This window comes from Ligilactobacillus murinus DSM 20452 = NBRC 14221 (assembly GCF_001591685.1).
GTDB classification, from domain to species: domain Bacteria; phylum Bacillota; class Bacilli; order Lactobacillales; family Lactobacillaceae; genus Ligilactobacillus; species Ligilactobacillus murinus.
Map to the genome: position 1 here is coordinate 1 of NZ_BCVJ01000067.1, position 7347 is coordinate 7347.

The 7347-nt window shown below is 38.3% G+C and carries 2 protein-coding genes and 1 pseudogene; all 3 read right to left on the bottom strand.

Features of this window, described 5'->3' with window-relative positions; genetic code table 11:
- Window positions 1–69: 69 nt before the first annotated feature.
- On the bottom strand, window positions 70–2487 hold the full coding sequence (locus tag LMU01S_RS09270; RefSeq protein WP_056958538.1) for a C39 family peptidase: 2418 nt from the start codon (window positions 2485–2487) through the stop codon (window positions 70–72).
- Window positions 2488–2557: 70 nt separating this feature from the next.
- Entirely contained in the window at window positions 2558–6997 is a 4440-nt protein-coding gene (locus tag LMU01S_RS09275; protein WP_082613039.1) for a glycosyl hydrolase 53 family protein, read from the bottom strand.
- A gap of 16 nt (window positions 6998–7013) precedes the next feature.
- Window positions 7014–7347: pseudogene (locus LMU01S_RS09280) on the bottom strand (GH25 family lysozyme); the annotation flags it as partial.

The following is a 7347-nucleotide window of genomic DNA, read 5'->3' on the forward strand; positions in this document are numbered from 1 at the left end:
CAGGGTTCTTAAAAAAATAAAAGTAGCTGATCAAATTTCGTCCTTGTGAAATTTGATCAGCTATTTAACTTAATAACTTAGAGCTCTCTGTCGATTAGCATTCCAGTGCTTGTAGAATTGATCCGCAGTCATAGACTCTTTTTTAGCCGTCCAAGGATTGTTGTAGTAGATCACTCCCTTGCGATATCCTGTCAGTGTGATCGCATGGTTTACAAAACCATTCATATTAGCCATCCAAACCACAACCAGGCGCCCATTCAACAACTGTCGATAAATATCCGACCAACTTGCACCCGTCATAACTTTACTTGTTCCCATATATTTATTGACTACTGGTGCTACACCTGTTGGAAAGACCCACCACCCAGTTACACTGAATGGATCACCAACAAAACCATAATCACCATTGTTACTTTTTGGCATTTCATGAGCTAGTTGGATCTTATTAACATTTTTTCCAGCATAACGTAACATCATTGTTACTGCTGTTATCTCACAACCTGTAGGTAACTCTGGATTTTGCCCAATTACTTCAGCATTATTAAATACTCCATCGATCGAACCAGTGACTTGGTCAGCATAGTAAGTTATACGCCCTGCCTGGATCGTACCGTACTGCATCTGCCCATTTGAAGCATAATAAACAAACTTAGCTTGATCTTTGATCCATTGCAATCCTGTTTTCATCGCTCCATCGAATGTATCAAATAAGTACCAATGTCCAGCTATCAACTGTTGGCCATATTGCATCTGCCCCTGTTTATTGTAATAGACAGTCTTATTTTGTCCGTACTCTTTCAGATCCTTGAAACCAGTTTGCATAGCACCATTTATCTTATCAAATAAATACCATTTTCCAGCTAAGTTTAGTTGCCCATATTTCATCTGAGCTGTTTCAAGATCATAATAGACCTGGCGTTTATCGCTTAAGATCTGCGTCCCTGTCAGCAATTGATCATTATCACCAAATAAATACCATTTCCCAGCTATCTTTGCTTCACCTGGTGCATTTATCAAAGCACCTTCTTCCGTAAAGCCATACATTTTTCCTTCTATCAAGACATTTACCCCTTGAGCAGCAGAACCGTCACCGGTAAAATAGATCAACACTTTGTTATCTTTATCAAAAACTAAAGCATTGCGCTTCATTGCTCCATCAAACGTATCAAAATAATACCGTTTACCTGCGATCGTCTGATACCCATATTGCATTTGGCCATTTGGTGCATAGTAAACTACTTTATTTTGTCCATAACGAGTTAGATTTTGAAAACCAGTCTGCATTATACCAGCTTCGTCAAATAGATACCAATTTCCATTGATGTTTTGTTGTTTATTCTTACTTTGTGCCCCATTAAATGTATCAAAATAATATGTTTTTCCCGCAATATTTTGAAAACCATACTGCATCTGCCCTCTGTTATTACCATCAACAGCATAATAGACCCATTTATTTTGACCTGCTATATATTGAAAACCCGTCTTCATCGCACCATCAAACGTATCAAAGTTATACCATTTATTAGCGATCAGCTGTTGTCCATAAAGCATATGTCCTTGATCATTATAGTAAACAGTCTTATTTTGTCCATATTGGTCCAGCTCTTGAAAACCTCGTTGCATCTGGCCCTGTCTATCAAATAAATACCAGTGACCGTTGATATTTTTTTCACCGGTAGCCATTGCTCCATTGAACGTGTCAAAATAATGTGTGGCGTTGTTGACCCACTGCCATCCGTAAAGCATCCAACCATCTTTATTGTAATAAACAGTCTTTTTTTCATCGCTATTTTCTAGCGTTTGAAATCCTCGTTGCATTTGGCCTTGTTCATTGAAGAGATACCAATGACCATTGATGTTTTTTTCACCGATCGCCATTGCCCCATTAAATGTATCGAAATAATGCTTGGCATTGTTGACCCATTGCCATCCATACTGCATCTTGCCTTCATTATTGTAATAAACAGTTTTAGCCTGCTCCTCTAATCTTTGAAAACCTGTTGCTTTTTCACCAGTCTCTTTATCGATCAAATACCAATCATTCCCATGTTTTCGTTCGACCAATTGTTTTGTTTCTTCTTTTTGAACTGGCTCAGTTTCGCTTTCAACATTCATTAATGTTTTTTCTGTATCTTCTTGTGCTGTCAGTTCAGTTGTCTGCGTGGCTTCGGTTTCTTTTGAAGTAGCTCCTATCGTTGTGTTTTCTGATCGCTCCGAGTCAGTGGTGCTTTCTACATCAACTTGTGATGTTTCTACTTTAGAATTTTCTTCTACCTTTTGTACCTCAGACTGTTCAGTTTGAACCTGAGTACTTTCCGTTGTGACAGTTTGATCTGCTTGTATCACTTGCGGTGAACATATACCTGTTGCTAATAAAGCTACGGTCGCACTTGAAATATAAAAAACTTTTCGTTTGGCCATCATATTTTGTGCATTCAAGATCTGCTTGAGTCTTCTATCCATCATCTCATCTCCTTGATATCGCATTATTTTATCCTGATTTTATCAAAAATAGACTAGAAAAGTCACTTCAAGAGCCACTCTTCTAGCCTAATTATTATGCCTTAGCTGCACCCCAAATTACAGTTGCTTCAACATTTGCAACTAAAGGTTCGCCATATTTGGCATCTTTATTATCATTGTAGAAATTCCATGCTTTTTGCTCAGCTGTTTTACCTTCAGTAAACCAAAAAACATAGTGATAAGCATCTCCATTATCAGCGTAATAGGTCTTAGAACCCTCTAAAGCAGTCGTCATACCGCCTAAACCACTTGCGATCTTCTCTAAGTTTTCTTGAGTAAACGCACCTGTTCCACTAAGCAATTCATTTGCCGTAGCCGAAAGGGGATCGAGCATATCAGAAACAGCAAGTGTTGAACCTTCAGTTATCCCATCTTTTAAAACAACATTGTTACTATTCCACACTTTATTTACTTTAAAGTTAAGCGTAGATGTTGCCTTTTCAGGTACTTTAGGTGTTTCATAACCATGTAAGAAACCGTTGTACATCTTCAATGATTGAAGTGGATGCCCTAGATCATCAAACAAGGCCACATTATCCCATGTTGAGCCACCCCAAGTTGGTTGACCGTTGTAATACATCACACTATCTGGTGCATAACCGACCGCATATTGTGAAGCCCAACCAGTACCGTACTTATCAGATGCATCCTTATTAAATTGCCAGTTTTCCCAGCCAGCCTTAACTGGGATCCATGCTGGTTCCCACCAGAAACCACCTAAACCACCTTGAGCAACTAAAGCTTTATACATATCTGCCATCGCATCAACCTGACCTTGCGGATCATGACTATATGCCTGGATCTCTGAATCGGGTCCGATCGAATTTCCTGTACCATCCGAATCACGAACATTGTTGATCCAACCAGTTTCCAAAACAACTACCTGCTTACCATACTCTTGCTTGGCGAGTTTTTCAATTCCTTCCAAACTCTTAGGTGTGTTAGCACCCCATCCCATATCAACATCATCATACCAGCCATTGCCATCATGTGTTGACCAGAATGGATAATATGATGTCCCTAAAATATCATAATCAACATTATTATCACGTAAAGCATTCATAATATTAGTATATTTAGGTACATTAGGTGTTTCTAATTGAATAGCGACTTTTGCATCAGGCAAAACATCACGAACAGCTTTAGAACCTGCATTCAAATATCTAGAAATTTGAGCCGCTTTTTCTTTATTGCCCCAGATATTTAGATACGATTCACCACGGTCACGATTGGAATAGATCCCAAAGACACCATTTGTGATCTCATTACCAACTTGGACCATACCAACATCAACGCCAGCATTTTTCAAATCGGTCAATACTTTGCTTGTATAATTGTAAACACTCTTAGCTAAAGAATCACCTGTTTGATCTTCCCATGCTTTAGGGAGAGGTTGCTTAGCAGGATCAGCCCAAAAATCAGAGTAATGGAAATCAAGTAAAACTTTCAAACCATATTTAGAAGCATCTTTTGCCATCTGAACAACATTTGCTTCACTACAATCACCACCAGCGTATGTGTTGTTGTTAACATCATATGGATCATTCCAAACACGAAGTCGGATCCAGTTGACCCCTGCATCTTTTAAAACTTTATAAATTGGCGCTTCATTACCATCAAAGTCATAAAATTTTACACCTGCGTTGATCAAAGATTGGTAACTGCCAATATCGACCCCACGGATCATATCCTCTGTCATCCCTTCGATCGGTTTGACTGTAACAGCATCATAACGCAAACCAGTATTAGTTCCTGTCTTATAAGCAAGATCGATCTGTTCATCTGTCATTTGACTAGTTGGTACACCTGTGACACCTATCGAAACTTCAACTGGTGCGCCCCAAGTCAAAGTAGCAGAATAGCTGACCTTTAATGGATCACCATATACAGCATCTTTATTTGCAGCTAAAAATGCTTCTTGCTTACCAACTTTCTGACCAGCAAAAGTATCATTTAGCCAAAAGACATAATGATAATCATTACCATCTATCCCCTTATAAAGTTTTTGTCCCTCTAGTCCAGTTTCATTGCCAGGTAAACTGCTGAAGATCAGCTTCAAATTTTGTTCACCGATCTTTTGGCCCTTAACACCATTCAATAAACTTGGCGATACTTTAAAGGTATTTCCTAATTCACTTGCACTGATCGTATCCCCTGATCGTAGGCCATCATGAGCTTGTGTGTTGACACCTGGTGCTGTATAAACCTCAGATACATTGGCAGTAAGTGCTGAATCAGCCAGCTCTTCTTTAGGTTTGTCATCTTTACCAGGCGTAAAGATAATAATAGCAACATTTATGCTGTCATCCATTTCCTTAGCACCGACACCGATAGCTGACTTAGATAGATCGATCGTTGGTACAAAAGTAGTCATAAAATCATTTGCAGCTTGAGTTATAGCTTGGTGCATATCTTTATAGCTCTTAGTCCACACTATATTTGCTGTACCCGTAAATAAAGAATTATTCACTAAATTTTTTTGTACAGCTTCAGAAGTGGCAGCCAAATTATTACGTGCAACTAATTGAGCTGTATCATGCAACGTGAAAGCGAGGTAATTATCATTTTGATTGTTCCAATCATAATCTATACTTTGAGCATAATTTTTTTTGATATCATGAGCTACTTCTTTAGCAACCATTTCACGATAAGCTTGGATCGTTAATGGCAATAATGTACCATCATCATCAAAGGAGTAATCCACCCCATCGATCAAATGACTACCTGTATACATTGCACCATCATAGGTGTCAAAATAATATTTATTATTAGCGATCGTTTGCCAACCATACTGCATTCGTGCTGTACTTGGATCGTAGTAGACTGTCTTATTTTGATCTTTTATCTCTTGAAAACCAGTCAACACTTCACCCTTGTTAAACAAATACCAGTGATCACCTAGTTTTTGCTGACCATCCATATTCTCTAAGGCACCATTATATGTGTTAAAGCTATATGTCTTACCAGAAATATCTTGCTTACCGTATAACATCCAACCATCTTGGTTATAGTATGCAACTTTCTTGTCCTCTGGCAAATATTGGAAACCTCGTTGCATTGCACCATTCTTATCAAACAGATACCAGTGATCATTGATCTTCTTTTGTCCGATCGCCATTGCACCATCATAGGTATCAAAGTAGCGGGTCGCATTATCTAACCACTGCCAACCATATTGCATCCAACCATCTTGGTTATAATAAACCGTTTTGTTGTCACCATAATCTTTGAGATTTTGGAAGCCACGTTGCATTGCACCGTTGTTATCAAATAGATACCAGTGGCCTGTGATAAACTTTTGCCCCGTAGCCATTGCACCGTTGAAGGTATCAAAGTAGCGCGTCGCATTATCGACCCATTGCCAGCCATATTGCATTTGACCATTTGGAGCATAATAAACTGTCTTATTTTGGTCAGGGATCTTGACCAAACCTGTCTTCATTGCACCATTAAAGGTGTCAAAATTGTACCATTTATTTTCGATTTTTTGTTGGCCATAAAGCATCCAGCCATCTTGATTATAATAAACAGTCTTGTCGTCACCATAATCCTTCAAGTTTTGGAAGCCACGTTGCATCGCACCAGTAGTTTTATCAAATAGATACCAGTGGCCGTTGATATTTTGTTGTCCGTGGACCATTTGAGCAGTTTTTGGACTGTAATAGACCGTTTTCCCTTGGTCATTAATCCATTGCCAGCCATCTACCACTTGTCCAGCATTATTGAATAAGTACCAATTATCAGCGATCTTAGTTTGACCTTTACCTTTAATAGCACCGTCAAAAGTATCAGCTTGGTATTTTTGACCATCGATCTCAACTGTTCCATACTGCATTTGCCCTTGCTCATTGTAATAGGCTAGTTTCTTTTGATCACGAATATATTGTAGCCCGGTTTGCATTGCACCATCGAAAGTGTCAAATAAATACCAATTTCCATTGATATTTTGTTGTCCGTAGACCATTTGCTTGCTGTCTGGATTATAATAAACCGTCTTATTTTGGTCCTTTATCTCTTGGAAACCAGTTAAATAGTTTCCTTGTTCATCTTTAAGATACCAATTTCCATCCACATTTTCTTGGGTATATTTATTTTCAGTTGTCTTAACTTGAGCTGTATCGGCTAAGGTATTTTTATCATCGACCGTTGTAGTATCTTGTTCAGAAGAGTTCACAGTCTGAGTAGCTGTATCTTTATTTTCAGTAGCTGTTGTTTCTTCATTTAAAGCTGTATTCACATCTTGTGTAGTATCTTTAGCTTCAGTGGTCTTTTCCTCACTAGAAACATCTGTTGTAGTATCAGTTGATTCGTTGATATTTAATGCCTGTTCTGTTTGGGCTTCATTGCTACTACTCGTTTCATCTGCTAAAACATTAGTCGTACTAGCAAATCCAAAAATTCCTACTGCAATTGCCGCAAATACCCAATGCTTACCCGCTTTGTACATCTTGTAGTGTAATTTTTTCTCAAACATTTTTATCCATATACTCCTATTCTTCTTTTAATAATGCACCATTAAAGGTATCAAAGTAATAACGTTTGTCATTGATCGTTTGCCAACCATAAAGCATCCAGCCATCATAGTTATAGTAAACCGTTTTTTCTTTACCATTTTCCATTACTTTTTGGAAGCCTCGTTGCATTTGACCTTTATCATTGAATAAATACCAATGTCCATTGATGTAACGTTCGCCTGTCATCATGGCACCGTTGAACGTATCAAAATAGTACGGCACGTTATCGATCCCTTGCCAGCCGTAAAGCATCCAACCGTCATAGTTATAGTAAACCATTTTTTCTTTACCATTTTCCATTACTTTTTGG